A 22032-nucleotide genomic window follows, 5' to 3' on the forward strand; every position below is an offset into this window, starting at 1 on the left:
CCGGCGCGCCCTCCGGCGCCGCGGCGACGGCCGCCAGGGCGGCCACGGTGGGATGTTCGAAGACGGCGCGCACCGGCACCGTCGTGTCGAATGCCGATCCGAGCCGCGCGGCCAACCGGGTTGCGGTGAGCGAGTTGCCACCGAGTGCGAAGAAGTCGTCGTCGAGGCCGATGCGGCGGGCTTCGCCGAGGCCGAGCACCCCGGCCACGATGTCGGCGACCGTGGATTCGGCGGCCGTGCGCGGGGCGCGGAATTCGGCTACCCGGAAAACCGGCTCCGGCAACGCCTTCCGATCCAGTTTTCCGGTCGGCGTCAGCGGAATCTCGTCGATGACCATGATCGCGGCCGGGACCATGTACGCGGTGAGGCTGCGGGAGGCGTGGGCCACCAGTTCGTCCACGTCGACTACGTGCCCGGCTGCGGCGACCACATAGGCGACCAGCGAGGTCTCCCCCGCCGCATCGAGATGGCCGAGGGTGGCGGCGAATCCGACCGACTCGTGCGCCGCGAGCACCGCGTCGATCTCGCCGAGTTCGATACGCAGGCCGCGCACCTTCACCTGATGGTCGGAGCGGCCCACGTATTCGACGACGTAGTCCTCGCCGCGCGCCACCCAGCGCACCAGATCGCCGGTGCGGTAGAGCCGCTCGCCCGGCGCACCGTACGGATCGGCGACGAAGCGCTCGGCCGTCAGCGCCGCCCGCGCGTGATAACCGCGCGCGAGCCCGGGGCCGCGCAGATACAACTCACCGGTGACGCCGAGTGGCACCGGGCGCAGCCGCCCGTCGAGTACCACCGCCGACATTCCGGCGATCGGGGCGCCCATGTCCAGCGGGTCGCCCGGACGCTTCACCGCGCTCACGGTGGCGAACACGGTCGTCTCGGTCGGGCCGTAGGTGTTGTGGAATTCGCGGCCCGCGGCCCAGTGAGCCATCAGGTCCGGACCGTAGGCCTCACCACCGACCGTCAGCCGTCGCAGCCGGGGCAGCGCGGCGGGGTCGAGGGTCCGCAGCACGGCGGGTGTGATGAAGGCGTGCGAAACACGCTGCGCTGCCAGCAGTTCCGTCAGCTCGTCGCCGCCGTACACGCCGACCGGTGCGATGACGGCGGTCGCCGAGCCCGCGAAGGCCATCAGCAGTTCCAGCATCGACGCGTCGAAGCTCGGGGAGGAGGCGTGCAGCACCCGCGCGCCCGAATCGACCCGATAGTGCCGGCGATGCGCGGCCACGATGGCCCCGATACCGCCGTGGGTCACCACGACGCCCTTCGGCTTACCGGTCGTGCCGGAGGTGTAGATCATCCATGCCGGATTCTGCAACCGGACCGGGCGCAGCAGTTCGTGCGCCTCGATCGGCTCGGGAGAGATATTCCGCAGGCGCGCAGCGAATTCCGGCGCGTCGACGGTGAGCGCGCGCAGCGTCGCCGGGAGCGCGACGGCGTCCGCGACGGTGGTGATACCCACGGCCGCACCGGAATCGGCGAGCATATGGGCGATCCGCTCCGCCGGATAGTCCGGATCGACGGGCAGGAAGGCGGCACCCGCCTTCGCCACCGCCCACCAGGCCACCACCCACCGCACCGAGCGGGTGATCGCGATCGCGACGAAATCCTCCGCGCCGACGCCGGATTCGATCAGGACCCGCGCCAATCGGCTCGATTCGGCATCCAGTTCCGCGTAGGTCACATCCCGGCCGTCGCCACACAGCGCGATACCGGTGGGATTGCGTCGCGCCGCCTCCGCCAGGAAATCCGCGAGTGTGCGGGCGGCGACGAACGGCGTGGGCCGAGCGTCGAGCAGGGCCGCGTGTTCGGCCGGGGACAGCAGGTCGATATCGCCGACGGCGCGCCGCGGTTCGGCGACGGCGGCACCGATCACCCGGCCCAGCCGCCGCAGCAGTCCCGCCGCGGTGGCCGGGTCGTACAGGTCGGTGGCATAGGTGAGTTCGAGCGGCAAGTGCCCGTCGGCGTCCAGTTCGTCCGACACGGTGAACTGCAGGTCGAATTTGGCCACGGGATTGTCGAATTCGACCGGTTCGAGGATCAGCCCCGGCACGGCGTGGGTGTGCGAGCCGAGGTTGAGATAGCTCAGCGACACCGTGAACAGTGGGTTGCGATCCGCGGTGCGTGCCACGCCCAGGGCGTCGACCACGCGATCGAAAGGCAGTGCCGCATGAGCGAATGCGGCCAGGTCGACGGCGCGGGTGTGCGCGAGCACCGCATCGAAACTGTCGCCGATCCGAGGTCTCGTCCGCAGCGTCAGGGTGTTGACGAACATGCCGATCAGCTCGTCGAGTGCACTGGCGCCGCGTCCGGCGACAGGGGTGCCGATCGCGATGTCGTCACCGCCGGACAGCCGGCCCAGCAGCACGGTCAGGGCGGCATGCCAGACCATGAACGGGGTCGCGCCGTGCGCCTTGGCGAGGCGGTGGACCGCACCGGCGACGGCGCCGTCGATACGACCGCGCACGACCGCACCCCGGCGCGAGGCCACGGCGGGGCGCGGCCGGTCGGCGGGCAGGGCGAGTTCGCCGGGCAGATCCGCCAGCGTCCGGGTCCAGAAGTCCAGATGTTCGGCCTCGGCGGCAGCCAGCGACTGTCGTTGCCACAGTGCGTAATCCGCATACTGCACGGGCAGCGCGGGCCAGTTCGGCGCGGTCCGCGTCCGACGGGCCAGATAGGCGGCGATCAGATCCCGCAGCAGCGGATTCAGCGAATAGCCGTCCGCGGCGATGTGGTGGACGACCACGACGAAGACGTGGCTGGTGTCGGATTCGCGGATGAGCAGGGCCCGTACCGGCGGTGCGGCGGTGACGTCGAAACCGCGTCCGGCGAAGTCGGCGATCGGCTGCGCCGCGGCGCCCGTTCGGCTCTCGAACTCGATATGCGCCTGTTCCGGAGGCAGCACTGCCTGGCAGCCCTCGCCCTCGGCATCGAGCGGATAGTAGGTGCGCAGCGCCTCGTGGCGGGCGACCACATCGGTGAAGGCGCCGTACATGGTCGCCTCGTCCAGATCGCCGAGGATGCGCACCGCGACCGCGATATTGTCGGCCGCCGAATCCGGAGCCAGGCGGTTGAGGAACCACATGCCCTGCTGCACCGGCGCCAGCGGAACGACCTCGGGCCGTTCGGCGGCGACGGGCCCGGGCAGATCCGTTGCACTGCCGTCGATGTCGCTGATGGCGGCGGCCAGACCGGCGACGGTCGGGTGTTCGAACAGCAGGCGCACCGGAATGCGACGGCCGTGGCGCTCGCCGAGCCGGGCCAGTACCCGCGTGGCGACCAGCGAATTACCGCCGAGGGCGAAGAAGTCGTCGTCGGCGCCGACCCGTTCGATGCCGAGTACCTGTGCGAAGGTTTCGGCGACCAGTCGTTGAGCCGGTGTGCTCGGCTCCCGGTACTCGCCACCGCCGAAGACCGCCGCGACCCGCGGATCACCGGCATCGGGCAGCGCAGTGCGATCGAGCTTGCCGGAAGCATTGAGCGGGAACGCGTCCAGGACGACCACGGCCGACGGGACCATGTACCCGGGCAGTTGCGCGACGGCGGCGTCGCGCGCCCGCTCGCCGAGGCCGGATGCGGCGGAGCCGTCGCCGGCCGGGGTGACGAAACCGATGAGGTGATCGCCACCCGGAGCCGTCACGGTTCGCACGGCCGCCGCGGCGACACCGGGCACCGCCGCGAGCACCGCCTCGATCTCGCCGAGTTCGATGCGCTGACCCCGGAACTTCACCTGGAAGTCGGTGCGGCCGAGGTAGATCAGTTCCGGTGCGCCGCCGCCGACGTCCCAGCGCACCAGATCACCGGTGCGGTACATCCGGGAGCCGGGTTCGCCGGCGCCGTTCGACACCGCGAACGGATCGGCGACGAACCGGTCGGCGGTGAGGTCGGCGCGGCCGTAGTAACCGCGCGCCAGCTGGGCGCCGGCCAGATACAACTCCCCCGCGACACCCGGCGGGGTCGGCCGCAGCCGCGAATCCAGCACGTAGACGCGGCTGTTCCATTCGGGCCGGCCGATCGGCAGGGCCGGGCGGTCGGTCACCCCGGTGACATCCCGGTAGGTGATCGAGACTGCCGCCTCGGTGGGCCCGTACAGGTTGTGCAGCCGCGCCGAGCTGATCGCGCCGAACGCCCGCACCGTCTCGGCGGGCAGCGCCTCACCGATCACGAACACCTGTCGCAGCGACCGCACCTGCGCCGAGCCGACCTGCGCGGCGAAGACACTGAGCATCGAGGGCACGAAATCGGTGACGGTGACGCCGTATTCGGCGATGGTCTCGGCGAGGTAGCCCGGATCGCGGTGGCCGTCCGGAGCGGCCAGCACCAGGGTGGCGCCGATCCGCAACGGCAGGAAGTAGCCCCACAGCGAGACGTCGAAGGTGGTCGCGGTCTTCTGCAGGTACACATCGGCGGCGGTGAGCCGGTATTCGGCCTGCATCCACGTCATCTGATTGACGATCGCCGCGTGAGTGACGGTGACGCCCTTGGGCTTTCCGGTCGAACCGGAGGTGAAGATCACGTAGGCCGGATGGTTCGCGTACATCGGGCTGTGGCGTTCGTTCACCGCGATCGGGTCGTCGCGGTAGGCGTCGAGGGCGACGGAGTCGACCGCGACGGTCGGGCCGTCGAAGTCCACCTCGGCACCGGCGGTGGTGAGCAGGACCGCGGGCCGGGCCGTCTCCAGGATGTGGGCGATGCGCTGGGCCGGATGGTCGGGATCGATCGGAACGTAGGCCCCGCCGGCCTTGAGCACGGCGTACATCGCCACCACCAACGCCGGCGAACGCCGAATCGACAGGGCGACCAGCGATTCCGGGCCCGCCCCGGCGGCGATGAGGTGGCGGGCGAGCCGGTTGCTGCGGCTGTCCAGCTCGCCGTAGGTGAGGACGGTCGGCGCCGACCCGTCGTCCGGGATGTAGCGCACCGCGGGCAGTTGCGGCGCGGTCGCGGCCTGGGCTTCGAATTCGTCGAGCAGCAGTTCCGCGCCGAAACCGATATGCGCCGAATCGTTCCACTCGGTGAGGACGCGCTCGCGCTCACCGGCGGCGAACAGGTCGATATCGCCGACGACGCGCTGCGGCTCGTCGACGACCGACTCGAGCACCCGCAGGAACCGCGCGGCCAGCCCCTCGACCGTCGCCGCCTCGAAAAGTGCTGTCGCATAGGTGAACCCGATCTCGCGATCGGTGACGGTGACCTGGAGGTCGAACGGATTCACCGCGGTGTCGAGGCGCACCTCGCCGACGGTCAGCTCACCCAGTTCGACCGTCACCGGATTCAGGTTCTGGAAGAACAAGGCCACCTGGAACAGCGGGTGGTGGGCTTGCGATCGAGGCGGGTCGAGCACCTCCACCAACCGCTCGAACGGGATGTCGGCGTGGGCGAAGGCGGCGAGATCACTCTCGCGCACCTGCCGCAGCACGGCCGAGAACGGCAGCGCCGCCTGAATATCGGAGCGCAGCACGAGGGTGTTGACGAACATGCCGACCAGATCGTCGAGCACGGCCGCACCACGTCCGGCGACCGGTGCGCCGATGGCGATGTCGGCCGTACCCGACATCCGGGCGAGCAGTACCGCGAGCGCGGCGTGCACCACCATGAAGGGCGTGCTCTCGTAGCGTCCGGCCAGGTCGTCCAGGCCGGCGCGCAGCCGCGCGTCGAAGTCGACGGTGATCGTGGCCGCCGCGTGATCGGCCACCGCCGGGCGTGGCCGGTCGGTGGGCAGGTCCAGCCGGGCCGGAAGTCCGCGCAACCGGTCGCGCCAGAACTCCAGTTGGCGCGCGGCCGAGGACTCGGGATCGGATTCCGCGCCGAGTACTTCGCGCTGCCACAGCGCGTAGTCGGCGTACTGGATCGCCAGCTCGTGCCACTGCGGCGCGGTCCCGGCACTGCGGGCCGCGTAGGCCGTGGCGATATCGCGCGCGAGCGGTCCCATCGAGAAGCCGTCCGCGGCGATGTGGTGAACGACGAGAACCAGAATATGTTCGGGCGCAGCGCTTTCCGATCGCACCGGCAAAAGGGCCACGCGCAGCGGAACCTCGGCGGTCACATCGAAGGGTTCGCCGACGACCGCGGCGATGTCGTCGCCGTGCAGCCGCGACAACACCGGTACGTGGTCGGCGGGCCGAATCTGCTGGTAGCCGATGCCGCCGATATCCGGGTACACCGTGCGCAGCGTCTCGTGGCGCGCGACGATATCGGCGAGTGCGGATTCCAGCGCCGCCGTATCCAGCGCACCGGTGAGGCGCAGCGCGACGGGGATGTTGTGCACGCTCTGCCCGGGGTCGAACCGGTTGAGGAACCACATCCGCTGCTGCGCCGGCGAGAGCGGCACCAGGTCCGGGCGCGGGCGCGCGATCAGCGGCACGGCGGCGCCGCGGCCCGCGAATTCCGCGGCGCGGGCGGCCAAGGCGCCGACGGCCGGCGCATCGAAGATCAGGCGTACCGGTAGTTCGGCGTCGAGTTCGGCGCCCAGCCGGGCGGCCACACGGGTGGCGGTCAGCGAATTGCCGCCGAGGGCGAAGAAGTCGTCGTCCAGTCCGACCCGGTCCAGACCCAGCAGCTCCGCGTAGACGGCGGCGACGGCGAGTTCGGCCCGCGTGCCGGGAGCGCGGTAGGCGCGTGCCCGGAAAGCCGGCTCCGGCAGGGCTTTCCGGTCCAGTTTGCCCGACGCGTTGAGGGGCAGGGCGTCCATGGTCATGAGCACCGCGGGGACCATGTATTCGGGCAGCCGCCGGGCACAGTCGGCGCGCACCCGCTCGGCATCCAGGTCACGGCCGGACGCGGCGACCACGTAGGCGACGATCCGATCGCCGGTGTCGCGGTCGTCGCGCACCACGGCCACGGCTTGGGCGACGCCCTCGGATTCGCGCAGGGCGGCCTCGATCTCACCGAGTTCGATGCGCAGGCCGCGCACCTTCACCTGGAAATCGGCGCGGCCCACGTATTCCAGTTCGCCCGTGGCCTGCCAGCGTGCGATATCGCCGGTGCGATACATGCGTTCACCGGCGCGGAACGGATCGGCCACGAAGCGGTCCGCGGTCAGGTCGGGCCGGGCGACATACCCCTCGGCCAATTGTGCTCCGGCGAGGTACAACTCGCCCGCCACACCGGCGGGGACGGGACGCAGAGCCGAATCCAGCACGTAGACACGGGTATTGGCCACTGGACGGCCGATCGGCACGGTCACGGTGTCGGCATCGGTCACCTCGTGGAAGGTGACATCGACCGCGGCCTCGGTCGGACCGTACAAATTGTGCAGCGGCGCACCACCGAGCTCACGCCAGCGCGCGGCCGTATCCGCGGGCAACGCCTCACCCGAGGTGAACACCCGGCGCAGGCGCGCGGGAACCATCGCGGAGGCATCGGCCGCCGCGTCGACGAAGACCGACAGCATCGAGGGCACGAAGTGCGCGGTCGTGATCGCCTCGTCGTCCATCACGCGCGCGAGGTAGGCCGGGTCGCGGTGGCCGTCCGGACGCGCCACCACCAGCCGCGCACCCACCTGCAACGGCCAGAAGAACTCCCATACCGACACATCGAAGGTCGCCGGAGTCTTCTGCAACACCGCATCATCCGCACCGAGGCGATACTCCGACTGCATCCACACCAGACGATTCACGATCGCCCCGTGACTCACCGCCACACCCTTGGGACGACCCGTCGACCCCGACGTGAAAATCACATACGCCACATGCTCCGGCCGCAGCTTGCCCAGCCGATCCACATCGGTCAGCGGACCGTCGGCGTAGCCGGACACGTCCAGCCGATCGAGGTCGAGCACCGGCGGCGCCGACTCCGCGCGTACCGGCGCATCCGTGGTCGCGAGTACACAGGCCGGACGCGCGGTGTCGAGGACGTACCGGATGCGTTCGGCGGGATGGTCGGGGTCCAGCGGCACATAGCCGGCCCCCGCGGCGACGGTCGCGTACATGCCGACCACGAGTTCCAGCGATCGGCGCATATGCAGCGCCACCAGCGATCCGGGGCCCACGCCCTGCGCGATCAGGTGGCGGGCGAGCCGGTTCACGCGGGCGCCGAATTCGGCGTAGGTCAGCGTCGTCTCCGCGTAGGTGAGCGCGGGCGCCTTGGGCGTGCGCGCGGCCTGCACATCGAACAGCACGGGAAGTGTTGCGGTGCGGTCGATTTCGGCAGCGGTCGCATTCCAGATGTCGAGGACCTGCAACCGTTCGGACAGTTCCAGCAGGTCGATGTCGCGGATGCGGACGTCGGGGTCCGCCGTCACCGCGGTGAGCACCCGCAGCAGCCGGCGACCGAGTGCGGTCACCGTCGACGCGTCGAACAGATCGGTGGCATACCGCAGCACCGCCTGGAGTTCGCGGCCCTGCGCGCCGTCGACCTCGGCCAGCGACAGCGCGAGATCGAATTGCGCCACGGGATTGGCGAGCGGGTAATCGGTAACCTCCAGCCCGGGTAGCCGCAGGTCGGTGCCGGAGCGCTGCTCGAACGACAGCAGCACCTGCACGATCGGCGCATAGGCCTGGGAGCGTTCGGGATTCACCTCCTCGACCAGCCGGTCGAACGGCAGGTCGGCGTGGGCGAAGGCCCGCACGTCGGCGTCGCGAACCTGGGCGAGCAGCTCACCGAACCGTTCGTGCGCGCCGATCCGGGTGCGCAGGACCAGCGTGTTGACGAACATGCCGACCAGGTCGTCCAGCGCCTGCGCCGATCGGCCCGCGATCGGTGTGCCGACGGCCAGGTCCCCGGTACCGGACAGCTTGGCGAGCAGGGTGGCGTAGGCGGCGTGCAGCACCATGAAGGTGGACACGCCCGCGCGCCGGGCCAGGGTCTCGACGGCGGCGGTCAGCTCGGCCGGAATGCGGAATTCGATCGCCGCGCCCGCGCCCGACGCCACCGCCGGCCGCGGCCGGTCGCCCGGCAGGTCGACGACCGCGGGCAGGTCGGCCAGCTCGGCGCGCCAGAATTCTAGGTGGCGGGCCAGGCGGGATTCGGGGTCGTCGGCGCGACCCAGGACCGCGTGCTGCCACAGCGCGAAATCGGCGTACTGCACCGGCAGCGGCTGCCAGTCGGGTACCGCCGCGGCCCTGCGGGCGGCGTAAGCGGTCACCAGATCGCGAGCCAGCGGCGCGGTGGACACGCCGTCGGCCGCGATGTGGTGCACGACCACCAGCAGGATGTGTTCGTCGGGCGCTACCCGGAAAGCTCTGATCCGCAACGGAATGTCGTGCCGCAGATCGAAGCCGCGCGACGCCGCGGCGGCGAGTTCGGCATCCACGTCGCCGGCATTCACGGTATGTAGCGTGAGGGCCGTGGCGGCGCAGTCCTCGACGGCGCGAATGTCCTGGCGCGGGCCTTCGGCATCCTCGGGGAAGGCCGTGCGCAGCGACTCGTGCCGAGCCAGGACATCGGTGACCGCCTCGGAGAGGGCGAATTCGTCCAGATCGCCGCGCAGGCGCAGGGCGAACGGGATGTTGTACATCGCCGAATCCGGCTCGATGCGGTTCAGCAGCCAGATGCGAGTTTGGGCGAGCGACAACGGAATTCGGTCGGGACGCGGCCCGGCGATCAGCGGCGGGACGGTCGCGCCCGGTGCGTCGTCGACGAGGCGGGCGAGCAGAGCGGCGGTGGGTGCGCCGAAGATCTCGGCGACGTTGAGATCGCAGCCCAGCGCCTCGTTGACCCGGGCGACCACCCGCATGGCGAGCAGGGAGTTACCGCCCGCGGCGAAGAAGTCGTCGTCGGCACCGAAGCGATCGGCACCGGCCGGGTCGAGGCCCAGCAGTTCGGCCATCACGGCGGCGACCACGGCCTCGGCCCCTTCGGCCGGGGCGCGGTAGACGGACTTCTCCCCCGGGTCCACGGCCGGCAGTGCGGCGCGGTCGAGCTTTCCGGAGCTGTTCACCGGTAGTTGCGCCAGCACCGTGACCCCGGCCGGGACCATGTACGCCGGCAGGGCGCGGCCCGCGGCGGCCAGGACGGCAGCGGAATCGACGGAGGCACCCGCCACCGGCACCACGTAGGCGTGCAGCCGGGCCCGCTCGCCCGCTCCCGTCACCACCACCGCCGCCTGGGCGACGCCGACCCGGCCGGTCAGCGCGGCCTCGATCTCGCCGAGTTCGATGCGCAGTCCGCGCAACTTCACCTGGAAGTCGTTGCGGCCCAAGTATTCCAGTTCACCGTTGCGGTTCCATCGGACCAGATCGCCGGTGCGGTACATCCGTGCTCCGGCGTCGAACGGGTCGGCGACGAAGCGATCGGAGGTCAGGTCGGGCCGGCCGACGTACCCGCGCGCAAGCTGATCGCCCGCAAGGTACAGCTCGCCGGTGACACCGACGGGGACGGGACGCAGCGTCGAATCCAGCACGTAGACACGGGTATTGGCCACCGGACGGCCGATCGGCACGGTCACCGCGTCCGCCTCGGTCACCTCGTGGAAGGTGACATCGACCGCGGCCTCGGTCGGACCGTACAAATTGTGCAGCGGCGCACCACCGAGCTCACGCCAGCGCGCGGCCGTATCCGCGGGCAACGCCTCACCCGAGGTGAACACGCGACGCAACGACGCCGGGGCCGCCGCCACCGAGCTGACGAATACGGCCAGCATCGAGGGGACGAAGTGCGCCGTGGTCACGGCCTCCTCGTCCATCGACCGCGCGAGATACGCCGGATCGCGGTGCCCGTCGGGGCGCGCCACCACCAGCCGCGCACCCACCTGCAACGGCCAGAAGAACTCCCACACCGACACATCGAACGTCGCCGGAGTCTTCTGCAACACCACATCGTCGGAGCTCAACCCGTACTCGGCCTGCATCCACGCCAGACGATTCACGATCGCCCCGTGACTCACCGCCACACCCTTGGGACGACCCGTCGACCCCGACGTGAAAATCACATACGCCATATGCTCCGGCCGCAGTGGCGACACCCGGTCGGCATCGGTCACCGCGTCGTCGGCACAGCCGGACAAATCCAGCCGGTCCAGCCGCACCGCGTCCACACCGGCCGGTAATTCGGGTGCGTCGGTGGTGGTCAGCACACACGCGGGTCGCGCGGTGTCGAGGACGTGGCGCACCCGATCGGCGGGGTGGTCGGGGTCCAGCGGTACGTAGGCCGCCCCGGCGGTGACGATCGCGTGGATGGCGACGACCAACTCCAGCGAGCGCGGAATGCGCACGGCCACAGCGGTATCCGGTCGCACGCCGCGGGCGATCAGATAGCGCGCGAGCCGGTGCACCCGCCGGTCGAATTCGCGATAGGACAGACTGGTGCCCTCGAAGGTCACCGCCTGCGCGGCCGGGCGCTGCGGCCGGGCGGCGAGAAGTTCGGGCAGGGTACGGGGGCCGACCGGGTAGGCGGTGGCATTGTGCCCGCCGATCAGCCGCTCGCGTTCGGCCGGCGACATCAGCTCGACGTCGGCGACCCGGGTGGTCCCGTCGGCCGCCATCGCCGCCACGATCCGCTCAAACCCGTCCAGCAGCGCCGCGACGGTCTCCGGATCGAACAGGTCGGCGGCATAGTGCACGTGCAGGTCGATACCCGCGGCCGTACCGTCCGGCGCGTAGGTCTCGTTCGCGGTCCAGTGCTGGTCGACCTGGATCGGCGCCGCCGCGGGTTCGACCGCGGCGATCTCCAGCCCGTCGAGCCGCAACTGCGCGCGGGTCTGGTTCTGCAGCGTCAACGACACCTGGTACAGCGGCGAATGTGCCCGGGAGCGAGCCGGATTCAGGACGTCGACGAGCTGTTCGAACGGCACCGCGGCATGGTCGAACGCCGCGAGGTCGACGGCCCGCACGTGGTCGAGATGTTCGGCGAGACTGTCCCCGCCGTGCACCGGCGTCCGCAGCACCAGGGTGTTGACGAACATGCCGACCAGATCGTCGAGCGCCTGATCACCGCGCCCGGCGACCGGGGCGCCGATCACGATGTCGTCGCTGCCTCCGAATCGGGACAGCAGCACCGACAGCGCGGCGTGCAGCACCATGAACGGTGTCACCCGATGCGCGGCCGCGAGATCGTGAATGCGCTGGTGCAGGGCGGGACTCAGCCGCGCGGTGCGGGCACCGCCCCGCTGGGAGGCGATCGCGGGGCGCGGACGGTCGGTCGGCAGCGCCGACAGCTCCGGCGCCCCGGACAGTTGCGTACGCCAGAATTCCAGCTGCCGAGCCGAGTCCGAGTCCGGATCGGCGATCGACCCGAACGTGCGCTGCTGCCACAGCGCGTAATCGGCGTACTGGATCGGCAGCGGCGACCACTGCGGCGCAGCGCCCGCGGTGCGGGCCTGGTAGGCGACGGCGAGGTCTCTGGTCAGCGGGGCGAAGGACCAGCCGTCGGCCGCGATGTGGTGGACGACGAACAGCAACACGTGGGTCTGTGCGGCGCGATCGGCGTCGGGGGCGCGGCGCACCCGCAACAGCCGGATCCGCACGGGCACCTCGTCCGCCACGTCGAAACGACTGTGCGCCAGGGTTTCCGCCATGGCGGCGACCTCGGTGGCATCGATATCGGTGACCGCGAGATCCGGGACGGCGGCGGGTAGAACGCATTGGGTCGCCGCCCCGTCCCGCTCGGGGTAGCGGGTACGCAGGGTTTCGTGCCGCTCGATCACATCGGCGATCGCGGCGCGCAGGGCGGCGATGTGCAGATTGCCGGTCAGCCGCAGCGCGAACGCGATGTTGTAGCTGCCGCCGCCGGTGTCCAGGCGGTTGAGCATCCACATGCGCTGCTGAGCGATCGACAGCGGCACGATCTCCGGGCGCGGGACCACGGCACTCGGCCCGGTGTCACGGGAACCGTTGTCCGACAGTGTGATCCGTGCCGCCAGCGCCCGTACGGTCGGCGCGTCGAAGACCGCGCGCACCGGCACCGTGTCCCCGGTCGCCTTGTTCAGGCGTGCGGCGAGCTGCGTGGCGACGAGCGAGTTGCCGCCCAGGGCGAAGAAGTCGTCGTCCGCACCCACCTGTTCGACGCCGAGCAGGGCGGCGAAGGTGTTCGCGACCAGCACCTCGGCGGCGCCGACCGGCGCCCGGAACCGCGCCGGCGCCAGCACCGGTTCGGGCAGCGCCTTGCGGTCCACCTTGCCCACCGGGGTCAGCGGAATCTTGTCCAGGACGACCAGTGCGGCCGGCACCATATGCGAGGGCAACCGGCGAGCCGCGAAATCGGTGAGGCCGGCGGGGTCGATCGCGCGTCCCGGCTTCGGCAGGACGTAGGACACCAGCATGGTGCCGCGGGTGTCGTGGTCGCGGCCCAGGGTGGTCGCGTAATCGACGTCGGGGTGGGCGCCGAGCACCGCGTCGATCTCGCCGAGTTCGACCCGGAAGCCGCGGATCTTCACCTGGAAATCCGAGCGCCCGACGTACTCCAGCTCCCATTCCGGCTGTGCCTGCCGCACGGTCGGCGCGATCGCCCGCCAGCGCACGACGTCGCCGGTGCGATACATCCGGCTGCCCGGCGCACCCCAGGGGTTGGGCACGAACCGCTCGGCGGTGCCTCCCGATCGGTTGCGGTATCCCCGCGCCAGGCCACCACCCGCCAGGTACAACTCACCGGCCACTCCGGGCGCCACGGGCCGCAGCCGTCGGTCCAGCACGAGCGCCGACATACCGTGCACCGGAGTTCCGATGGTGACCGGCCGACCGGCGGTCAGGCGCGCGTAGGAGGAGATGATGGTGGTTTCGGTCGGACCGTAGCCGTTGAAATAGCGGCGGCCGGGCTCCCAGGTCGCCAGCAGTTCGTCGGTGGTGACATCGCCGCCGACCGAAAGTACCTGCAGCTGTGGCTGTTCCGCGGCATCCAGGGTGCCCAGCACGGCGGGCGTGATGATCGCGTGCGTCACCACCTCCGTGCGCAGCAACGCGCCCAGCTCGGGGCCGCCGATGACGCGCGCCGGCACGATCACCAGCGTCGCGCCGGTGGCGAAGGCGCAGATCCATTCCAGGACCGAGGGGTCGAAGCTCGGCGAGCAGATGTGCAGCATGCGATGTTCGGGCCGCAACCCGTACCGCTCGATCGCGTACTGGGCCAGCCCGCCCAGGCCGGCGTGCGTCACGGTGACGCCCTTGGGCATACCCGTCGAGCCCGACGTGTAGATCACATACGCCGGATGGGACATCCGCAGCGTGGCGATCCGTTCGGCGTCGCCGATCGGCCCGGCGGGCAGGGCGGCGAGCTCGGCCTCCGTCGCCGGTGCGTCGAGGACCAGCCAGCGCACGCCCTCGGGCAGTGCGTCGGCGTACGCGGCGACCGTGATGCCGACCCGCGCCGCCGAGTCGGTGACCATGTAGCGCACCCGCTCCGCGGGATAGGTGGGGTCGACCGGCACGTGTGCGCCGCCGGCCTTGGCCACCGCCACGGCCGCGGCGACCATCTCGAAGGACCGCGGAAGCGCCACGGCCACCAGCTGTTCCGGGCCGACGCCCGCTGCGATCAACCGGCGGGCCAGCCGGGAGGAGTAGTCGTCGAGGTCGCCGTAGGTGATCGAACGGCCCTCGTAACGCACCGCGATCCGGTCGCGCCCCAGACTCAGCCCGGCGGTGAGCAGTTCCGGCAGCAGCGCGGTCGCCATCACCTCGTCGGGCCGCACCCGGGTCAACCGGACGTATTCGTCGGCACTGAGCAGCGACGTATCACCGACCGCGGCCTCCGGATCGGCGACCAGCTGCCGCAGCAGACCGAGGAAGCGGCTCGCGAAGCCCTCGATCGTGGCGTGGTCGAAAAGGTCGCGGGCATAGGCGAATTCCGCGGCCATCCCGTCGGCCGTCTCCCGGATGTTCAGGGCCAGATCGAATTTCGCGGTTCCGGCGTCCGGCTCGACCGTGCCGACCCGCAGCCCCGGCAGCTCCAGCTCACCGGTGGGCAGATTCTCGAAGGCCAGCGCCACCTGGAAAAACGGATGCCGCGCGGTGGACCGTTCCGGATCGAGCAGTTCCACCAGTCGCTCGAACGGCAGGTCGGCGTGTGCGAAGGCACGCAGGTCGGCCTCGCGGGTGCGGTCGAGCAGTTCGGTGAAGCTCGCGCCGCCGGGCACCGGGGTCCGCAACACGACGGTGTTGACGAACATGCCGATCAGATCGTCGAGTTCGCGCTCGCCGCGCCCGGCGATCGGCGAGCCGATCGCCACGTCGTCGGTACCGGCCATGCGGGCCAGGAAGATCGCCAGCGCGGTGTGCACGGCCATGAAGGTGGTGGCCTGCCGCCGCTGGGCGAGTTCGCGCAGGCCGTCGCGGATGTCGCCGCCGATATCGAATCGCACCCGGCCACCGGCGTAGGAGGGACGCATCGGGCGCGGCCGGTCGGTGGGCAGATTCAGCTCGTCGGCCAGCCCGGCGAGCGTCGCCCGCCAGTAGGCCGCCTGGGCGGCCAGGACACTGTCGGGATCCGATTCCGAACCCAGCACCGCGTGCTGCCAGATGCTGAAATCCGCGTACTGCACGGGCAGCGGTTCCCACTGCGGTGCGGTCCCGGCCACGCGGTGGCCGTAGGCGGTCATGAGGTCGCGGGTCAGCGGGGCGATCGACCAGCCGTCGGCCGCGATGTGGTGGGCCACGAAGACGAGGATGTGCTCGGGCTCCGCGCCGTCCGGGCCGGCGGCGCCGATGTCGCTGCCGTCGTCGGCGCGGCTGCGCAGCAACGCGATGCGCAGTGGCGGTTCGGCGGTGACGTCGAATCCCCGCGCGGTGAGCGCGGCGATGCGGCCCGCGATCTCCGCCGCCGGCACATCGACCGGTGTCAGGTCCACGCGCACATCGGCGGCGGGCAGCACCTCCTGGGCGGGCCCGTCCTCGTGTTCGGGATAGCGCGTGCGCAGGGTCTCGTGGCGTTCCAGCACATCCGCGACGGCGGCGGCCAGCGCCGCGACATCCAGGGCGCCGGTCAGCCGGACCGCGACCGGAATGTTGTGGACACCGGACTCGGGATCGAACCGGTTGAGGAACCACATCCGCTGCTGCGCCGGCGAGAGCGGAATGCGCTGCGGCCGTCGCTGTTTCACCAGCGCGGGCCGGGCCCGCTCGGCCACGTCACCGCCGACGGCGGCCGCGAACGCGGCGACGGTCGAGGCCTCGAACAGGGTGCGCACCGGTACCCGGGCATCCACGATCCGGCCGACGCGGGCACTGACCTGGGTGGCGTCGAGCGAACTACCGCCGAGGGCGAAGAAGTCGTCGTCGCGGCCGACCCGCTCCAGCCCGAGCACGTCGGCGAACACCGCGGCCACCCGCTCCTCGAGGGGGGTGCGCGGGGCGTGGAATTCGGCGGCCGCCAGCACCGGTAGCGGTAACGCCGCGCGGTCCAATTTGCCGCTGCTGTTGAGCGGGAATTCGGTCAGTTCGACGACGGCGGTGGGAATCATGTAGGCGGGCAGCACCGCGCCGAGACCGTCCCGCACGGCCTGCACATCGAGTTCGGCACCCGGCGTGCGGATCACGTATCCGGCGAGGTAGTCGCCGCTCTCGCCGGTGATCAGGCGCACCGCGGCCTGGCCGACACCCGGTGCGGCCAGCAGGGCGGTTTCGATCTCCGGCAGTTCGATGCGCTGGCCGCGGAACTTCACCTGGAAGTCGATGCGGCCCAAATAGTCGAGCTCGCCCTCGGGGGTCCAGCGCACCAGATCACCGGTGCGATACATCCGTTCGCCGCCCGGGGCACGACCGGCGGGCCCGGAGGCGGTAGCGGAGCGTGACCCCGCAGGGCCCTCGGGAGCGCCCCTTTTGGACACAGCGAAGGGATTGGCGACGAACCGGTCCGCGGTCAGGTCGGCGCGTCCGCAGTAGCCGCGCGCGAGCTGGGTGCCGGCCAGGTACAACTCGCCCGGCACGCCGATCGGCACCGGATGCAGCCGAGCGTCCAGCACGAAGACCTGCGAATTCCATTCCGGCTCGCCGATCGGCACGCTGCGCACGTCGTCCGGGGTGACCTCGTGGCAGGTGATCGACACCGCCGCCTCGGTCGGGCCGTACAGATTGTGCAGGGCGCCGTCGCACTTCTCGGCGAACAGCGCCGCGGTTTCGGCGGGCAGCGCCTCACCGACGACGAAGGCGGCCCGCAGGGTGGCCAGCTCCCGCGCCTCGGCATGGTTGAGGAAGACGGTGAGCATCGACGGCACGAAGTCGGTCAGCGTAACCCGCTGCGCGGCAATGGTTTCGGCGAGATAGCGGGCGTCACGGTGGCCGTCGGGGGTGGCCAGGATCAGGGCGGCGCCGGCCCGCAGCGGAAGGAAATAGCCCCACAGCGACACGTCGAAGGTGGTCGCGGTCTTCTGCAGGTAGATGTCGCCGGCCCGCACCCCGTACTCGGCGTGCATCCATTCGAGCTGGTTGGCGATGGCGCGATGGCTGACCGCGACTCCCTTGGGCCGCCCGGTCGAGCCGGAGGTGAACAGCACATAGGCCGGGTGGTCCGGATGCAGCGTGCCGCGGCGCTCCCGATCGCCGATCTTGGCGGCGGAGTACTCGGAGAGGTCCAGTTCGTCGAGGTGAACCACCGCCGTATCGGAGGCCGTCGGCGGCAGTTCGAAGCCGGCGGCCCGCGTGGTCAGCACCGTATGCGGCCGCGCGGTGGCGAGGATGTGGCCGATGCGTTCGATCGGATGGGACGGGTCCACCGGAACGTAGGCGCCGCCCGCGTGCAGCACCGCGTACATGCCGAGCACCAGTTCGATCGACCTCGGCATGGCCAGCACGACCAGCGTCTCCGGCCCGACGCCGGATTCGATCAGCTTGCGGGCGAGGCGGTTCACCCGGTCCGACATCTCGCCGTAGGTCAGTTCGGCGTCCTCGAAGACGAGCGCGCGATTGTTCGGCGTGCGGCGCGACTGCCGGTCGAACCCCTCGTGCAGGAAGTGGTCGGCCACCTTGTGGCCGCTGGCATTCCAGCTGGAGGTCACATAGTCGAGTTCGCCGGCGTCGAGCAGTTCCAGATCGCCGACCGGCAGGTGCGGGTCGGCCGTGGCGCCGCCGAGCAGGCGCAGGAATTTGGCGGCGAATTCCTCGACCGTCGGCGCATCGAAAAGATCGGTGGCATAGGTGAATTCGGAGCGGTATCCGCCCTCGGGCGGTGTGGAAACGGTGAGCTGGAGGTCGAATTTCGCGAAGCCGGGATCGAAATCCACGAGCTCGGTCTCGAGGCCCGGCAGTTCCGGCGTGCCGACCCCGATGTTCTGCATGAACAGGCCGACCTGGAACAGCGGATGCCGCGCCTGCGACCGCGCCGGATTCAACACCTCCACCAGGCGTTCGAACGGAATCTCGGCATGGGCGAAGGCATCGAGATCGACGGCGCGGGTGCGGCGGACCAGTTCGGCGAAATCGGCGTCGCCCGCCACCCGGGTCCGAAGGACGAGCGTGTTGACGAACATGCCGACCAGATCGTCGAGTGCGCGCTCGCCCCGGCCCGCGACGGGGGTGCCGATCGCGATATCGCTCGTCCCGGACAACCGGGCGAGCAGCAGCGACAGGGCCGCGTGCAGCACCATGAACGGCGTGGCCCGCAGTTGTTCGGCCAGTTCGTCGATGGCGGCACGCAGACCGGCGTCGATGGCGAATTCGACGGTCGCGCCCCGATACGAGGCCGCGGCCGGGCGCGGCCGATCGGCGGGCAGATCCAATTGCGCCGGGAGCTCGGCCAATTCGTGCTGCCAGAACGTGAGCTGGCGGGCCGCCTCGGAGTCCGGATCGGTGTCGTCGCCGAGTACTCGCTGCTGCCACAGCGTGTAGTCGGCGTACTGCAGCGGCAGCGGCGACCATTGCGGGGCGGTGCCGCGGCTGCGCGCGGTGTAGGCCTGGATCAGGTCGCGCAGCAGCGGTCCCATCGACACGCCGTCGGCGGCGATGTGGTGGACCACCAGCGCCAGGGTGTGATCGTCGGCGCCCGTACGCAGCAACCGCACCCGCACCGGAATCTCGGCGGCGACGTCGAAGCCGGTGGCGGCCACCTCTCGCACCGCCGCGACCAGATCGGCCTCGGCGACCTCGACCGGCGCCAGCTGCGGCTCGGCGACGGGCCGCACGACCTGCACGGCCCCCGCGGCGGTCTGGGGATACACCGTGCGCAGCACCTCGTGACGCGCGGTCACGTCGGCGACGGCCGCACGCAATGCCGCGGTGTCGAGCCGGCCCCGCAGGCGCAGCGCGACCGGAATGTTGTCCACCGCGGCCGCGGCGTTGCCGGTGGCGTCACTGTTGGCCAGGCGGTTGAGGAACCACATCCGGCGCTGCGCCGCCGAGAGCGGGACGGTATCCGGGCGCGGGCCGGCGACCAGCGGCGGCCGCATGCGCGCGGTGGTGGCCAGGGCGGCGAGCCCGGCCGGGGTGGGACGGTCGAAGAAGTCCCGCACGTCGACCGCGATGTCGAGAGCGGCCGAGATGCGCGCGATCGCGCGGGTGGCCAGCAGCGAATTGCCGCCGCGGGCGAAGAAGTCGTCGTCGGCGCCCACTGCGTCGATGCCGAGCAGTTCGGCGAAGATCTCCGCCACCGCCCGCTCGCCCGGGGTCGCCGGTTCGCGGAATTCGCCTGCGGTGTCGCCGAATTCGGGTTCCGGCAGCGCCTTGCGATCCAGTTTGCCGTTGGCGTTGACCGGCATGCGGTCCATGGCGACGAGCAAGGACGGCACCATGTATTCCGGCAGTCGCCGCGCGGCGTCGCCGAGAATCACGCCGGAATCGAGTTCGCATCCGCCGGCCGCCACGACGTAGCCGATCAGGTGATCGCCCGTGCTGTGCCGGTACAGCACCACCGCGGCCTGTGCCACCGATTCGTGCGCCAGCAGCGCCGCCTCGACCTCACCCAGTTCGATCCGCAGACCGCGCAGCTTCACCTGGAAGTCGCTGCGGCCCAGGTATTCCAATTCGCGCGGGCCGCCGTCGATACCGCTGTTCCAGCGCACCAGGTCGCCGGTGCGGTACATGCGGTCACCGGGCGCGCCGTGCGGGTTGGCGACGAACCTCTCGGCGGTCAGCCCCGCGCGGCCGAGGTAGCCGCGGGCCAGCTGCACACCGGACAGGTAGAGCTCGCCCACCACACCGTCGGGGACCGGTTGCAGATTGTCGTCGAGGACGTGCAGATCGGTGTCGTCGGCCGCGGCGCCGATCGGGACCGAGACCGTATCGGCCGCGGTCACCTCGTGGGCGGTCACGTCGACCGCGGCCTCGGTAGGCCCGTACAGATTGTGCAGGCTCGCCCCGCTCACGTCACGGAAGGCGGCGCCGGTCGCGGCGGGCAGCGCCTCACCGGAGGCGAAAACCGCACGCAGGGAGTCGATATCGCTCATCGCCTCGGCATCCGCGACCGCGGCGGCGAACACCGCCAGCATGGACGGCACGAAATGCGCGATGGTGATGTGCTTGCCGGCGATGGTCCGGATCAGATACGCCGGATCGCGATGGCCGTCCGGCGCGGCGATAACCAGCCGGGCACCGACCTGCAGGGGCCAGAAGAACTCCCACACCGACACGTCGAAGGTGAACGGGGTCTTCTGCAGCACCACATCCGCGGCGTGCATGCGGTAGCACCGCTGCCGCCAGCGCAGATTCGCCACGATGGCGCGGTGCGAGACCGCGACCCCCTTGGGCCGGCCGGTCGAACCCGAGGTGAAGATGACGTAGGCGATGTTGTCCGGGCGTGCCGGCACCACCTCACCGGACTCCAGCACCGAGATCGAAGCCTCTGTCTCCCAGTCGAATTCGTCCACCCGCAGCACGGGCACACCGTCGAACGAGGGACTGCCGGCATGGGTGAGGACCACGACGGGCGCGGCGATCTCCAGCACGTACGCGATGCGATCGGCGGGATGCTCCGGGTCGATCGGCACGTAGGCGCCACCGGCCTTGTGGATGGCGTACATACCGATCACCAGTTCCAGCGACCGGTGCATGGACACCCCCACCCGCGCATCCGGGCCCACTCCCAGCCGGACCAGCTGCCAGGCCAGTGCGTTCGCCCGGGCGTCGAGTTCGGCGTAGGTGAGGGTGCTGCCGTCGAATTCCACCGCGACCAGACCGGGTGTGCGCCGCACCTGCTCGGCGAACAGCGTGGCGAGCGTGTCGGCGGGAGCCAGGCCGGGATCGAGCACATCCGCGGCCGCGGTGAGCGCGTCGTCGAGCAGATCGGAGACGGCGGCGGCCAGTGCGCCCTCCCCCGATTCCAGCAGTGCCGGCAGCCGGCCCGAGATCACCACCTGCACGAGCGCATCGGGGGTCAGCGCATCACCCATCGCCGCGGCCAGCGTGGTCAGCTCCGCGCCCAGCTCGGCATAGGTGATCGCGACGTCCGCGTGCCGCACCGCGACGCGCTGCGGTTCCAGGTCGGCGACGACCTCGATCAGGTACGGCAGATCCGCGATGCCGTAGGCGCCGCGCAGCGCGGGGTGCTCGGTGGACCGGACGGGTGTAACCGACTCTGCATGCGTCATCAGTGGGTTCCTTCCGTGGTGATCACGCCCTGTGCGCGCAGATGCAGGGCCTCGAGCATGGTGGTGAGTCCGCCGGCGCCGGCGGCGAGAACGCCGGGCAGCAGGCCGGCCAGCGCGACGTTGACCAGCGCGTCGGGAGTTGCGTTCGCGCCCATGGCCCGGCCGACGGTGACCAGTTTGTGGTGCAGTTCCGCGAATCCGATTCCGCGCCCGCCGAATTCGACGGCCAGCGAATCGGGCGCCGTTCCGGCCGCGGCGGCGATGAGATCGACCAGATCATCGGGCAGCCGGGTGGTTGCCGCGCGGCCGGTGCGGCGGTTGCGCTCCTCGGCGGTGCGAATGTCGATCGCGCGCACGGTGATCGACGGATCCGCCGCCACCGCCCGCACGATCAGCTGTAGTCGTTCGGCGAACAATCGCACCGTGCGCTCGTCGAAGATGTCGGTGGGATAGCAGAATTGCATCCGCAGCCGCTGCAGTTCACCGTCGGCGCCGAATTCCTCCAGCGCGGTGAGCTGCAGATCGAATTTCGCCTCCGGCAGCGCCGGTTCGAGCGTCTCGACCCGCAGACCGGGCAGTGTGACCGCCGTGGCCGGCAGGTTCTGGAAGGTGAACAGCACCTGGAAGATCGGCGTGTAAGCGCTGGTGCG

Annotated in this window: 2 protein-coding genes (1 of these 2 only partly in view); both read right to left on the reverse strand. The window is 70.8% G+C overall.

The window, feature by feature from the left end; genetic code table 11:
• Nucleotides 1–21382, reverse strand: a 21382-nt coding sequence (locus tag NN2_RS13520) for a non-ribosomal peptide synthetase (RefSeq protein ID WP_063013604.1), incomplete at its 3' end; no start/stop codon positions are given.
• Nucleotides 21382–22032: the 3' end of a non-ribosomal peptide synthetase gene (locus tag NN2_RS13525; RefSeq protein WP_063013606.1), read on the reverse strand. The gene runs 17007 nt beyond the window's last position; the window shows 651 of its 17658 coding nt (coding positions 17008–17658); its start codon lies beyond the right edge, outside the window; it ends in the stop codon at nucleotides 21382–21384. The genes NN2_RS13525 and NN2_RS13520, both read right to left, overlap by 1 nt.

It is taken from the genome of Nocardia nova NBRC 15556, from assembly GCF_001613005.1.
In the GTDB taxonomy this organism is placed as follows: Bacteria; Actinomycetota; Actinomycetes; order Mycobacteriales; family Mycobacteriaceae; genus Nocardia; species Nocardia nova.